This window comes from Pseudomonas urethralis (genome assembly GCF_021602465.1).
In the GTDB taxonomy this organism is placed as follows: Bacteria; Pseudomonadota; Gammaproteobacteria; order Pseudomonadales; family Pseudomonadaceae; genus Aquipseudomonas; species Aquipseudomonas vlassakiae.
In genome coordinates, this window is the sequence record NZ_BQIJ01000044.1 from 1 (window position 1) to 3,090 (window position 3,090).

1 rRNA gene is annotated in these 3,090 nt (G+C 51.5%); it reads right to left on the bottom strand.

From position 1 onward, the window contains the following. Nucleotides 1-21: 21 nt before the first annotated feature. A 23S ribosomal RNA gene (locus tag L6D64_RS28055) occupies nucleotides 22-2,914 on the bottom strand. Between the last annotated feature and the right edge of the window lie 176 nt (nucleotides 2,915-3,090).

Here is a 3,090-nt window from a genome sequence, read left to right on the forward strand (position 1 = left end):
AGCAAATTGCTTGGGTGTTATATGGTCAAGCCTCACGGGCAATTAGTATTGGTTAGCTCAACGCCTCACAGCGCTTACACACCCAACCTATCAACGTCGTAGTCTTCGACGGCCCTTCAGGGAACTCAAGGTTCCAGTGAGATCTCATCTTGAGGCAAGTTTCCCGCTTAGATGCTTTCAGCGGTTATCTCTTCCGAACATAGCTACCCGGCAATGCCACTGGCGTGACAACCGGAACACCAGAGGTTCGTCCACTCCGGTCCTCTCGTACTAGGAGCAGCCCCTCTCAAATCTCAAACGTCCACGGCAGATAGGGACCGAACTGTCTCACGACGTTCTAAACCCAGCTCGCGTACCACTTTAAATGGCGAACAGCCATACCCTTGGGACCGGCTTCAGCCCCAGGATGTGATGAGCCGACATCGAGGTGCCAAACACCGCCGTCGATATGAACTCTTGGGCGGTATCAGCCTGTTATCCCCGGAGTACCTTTTATCCGTTGAGCGATGGCCCTTCCATACAGAACCACCGGATCACTAAGACCTACTTTCGTACCTGCTCGACGTGTTTGTCTCGCAGTCAAGCGCGCTTTTGCCTTTATACTCTACGACCGATTTCCGACCGGTCTGAGCGCACCTTCGTACTCCTCCGTTACTCTTTGGGAGGAGACCGCCCCAGTCAAACTACCCACCATACACTGTCCTCGATCCGGATAACGGACCTGAGTTAGAACCTCAAAGTTGCCAGGGTGGTATTTCAAGGATGGCTCCATGAGAACTGGCGTCCCCACTTCAAAGCCTCCCACCTATCCTACACAAGCAAATTCAAAGTCCAGTGCAAAGCTATAGTAAAGGTTCACGGGGTCTTTCCGTCTAGCCGCGGATACACTGCATCTTCACAGCGATTTCAATTTCACTGAGTCTCGGGTGGAGACAGCGCCGCCATCGTTACGCCATTCGTGCAGGTCGGAACTTACCCGACAAGGAATTTCGCTACCTTAGGACCGTTATAGTTACGGCCGCCGTTTACCGGGGCTTCGATCAAGAGCTTCGCTTGCGCTAACCCCATCAATTAACCTTCCGGCACCGGGCAGGCGTCACACCCTATACGTCCACTTTCGTGTTTGCAGAGTGCTGTGTTTTTAATAAACAGTCGCAGCGGCCTGGTATCTTCGACCGGCATGGGCTTACGGAGCAAGTCCTTCACCCTCGCCGGCGCACCTTCTCCCGAAGTTACGGTGCCATTTTGCCTAGTTCCTTCACCCGAGTTCTCTCAAGCGCCTTGGTATTCTCTACCTAACCACCTGTGTCGGTTTGGGGTACGGTTCCCAGTTATCTGAAGCTTAGGAGCTTTTCTTGGAAGCATGGCATCAACCACTTCGCGCTCTAATGAGCACTCGTCATCAGCTCTCGGCCTTGAGATCCCGGATTTGCCTAAGATCTCAGCCTACCACCTTAAACCTGGACAACCAACGCCAGGCTGGCCTAGCCTTCTCCGTCCCTCCATCGCAATAACTGGAAGTACAGGAATATTAACCTGTTTTCCATCGACTACGCTTTTCAGCCTCGCCTTAGGGACCGACTAACCCTGCGTCGATTAACGTTGCGCAGGAAACCTTGGTCTTTCGGCGTGCGAGTTTTTCACTCGCATTGTCGTTACTCATGTCAGCATTCGCACTTCTGATACCTCCAGCAAGCTTCTCAACTCACCTTCACAGGCTTACAGAACGCTCCTCTACCGCATCATCATAAGATGATACCCGTAGCTTCGGTGCATGGTTTGAGCCCCGTTACATCTTCCGCGCAGGCCGACTCGACTAGTGAGCTATTACGCTTTCTTTAAAGGGTGGCTGCTTCTAAGCCAACCTCCTAGCTGTCTAAGCCTTCCCACATCGTTTCCCACTTAACCATGACTTTGGGACCTTAGCTGACGGTCTGGGTTGTTTCCCTTTTCACGACGGACGTTAGCACCCGCCGTGTGTCTCCCATGCTCGGCACTTGTAGGTATTCGGAGTTTGCATCGGTTTGGTAAGTCGGGATGACCCCCTAGCCGAAACAGTGCTCTACCCCCTACAGTGATACATGAGGCGCTACCTAAATAGCTTTCGAGGAGAACCAGCTATCTCCGAGCTTGATTAGCCTTTCACTCCGATCCACAGGTCATCCGCTAACTTTTCAACGGTAGTCGGTTCGGTCCTCCAGTCAGTGTTACCTAACCTTCAACCTGCCCATGGATAGATCGCCCGGTTTCGGGTCTATACCCAGCGACTAAACGCCCTATTAAGACTCGCTTTCGCTACGCCTCCCCTATTCGGTTAAGCTCGCCACTGAATATAAGTCGCTGACCCATTATACAAAAGGTACGCAGTCACCTAACAAAGTAGGCTCCCACTGCTTGTACGCATACGGTTTCAGGTTCTATTTCACTCCCCTCTCCGGGGTTCTTTTCGCCTTTCCCTCACGGTACTGGTTCACTATCGGTCAGTCAGTAGTATTTAGCCTTGGAGGATGGTCCCCCCATGTTCAGACAAAGTTTCTCGTGCTCCGTCCTACTCGATTTCATTGACAAGAGATTTTCGTGTACGGGGCTATCACCCACTATGGCCGCACTTTCCAGAGCGTTCCACTAATCTCAAATCAACTTAAGGGCTGGTCCCCGTTCGCTCGCCACTACTAAGGGAATCTCGGTTGATTTCTTTTCCTCAGGGTACTTAGATGTTTCAGTTCCCCTGGTTCGCCTCTTGCACCTATGTATTCAGTACAAGATACTCAGCTTGTGCTGAGTGGGTTCCCCCATTCAGAGATCTCTGGATCACAGTCTGTTTGCCGACTCCCCAAAGCTTATCGCAGGCTACCACGTCTTTCATCGCCTCTGACTGCCAAGGCATCCACCGTATGCGCTTCTTCACTTGACCATATAACCCCAAGCAATCTGGTTATACTGTGAAGACGACATTCGCCGAAAATTCGCATGTTGCGCTTTCGCGCAGAACTCACAAATTTTACCTTAGCCTGATCCACCAGCAGTGAAACTGGTGTTCAGTCTATATCTATCACATATCCGAATTTTTAAAGAACGATCTGACAAAAG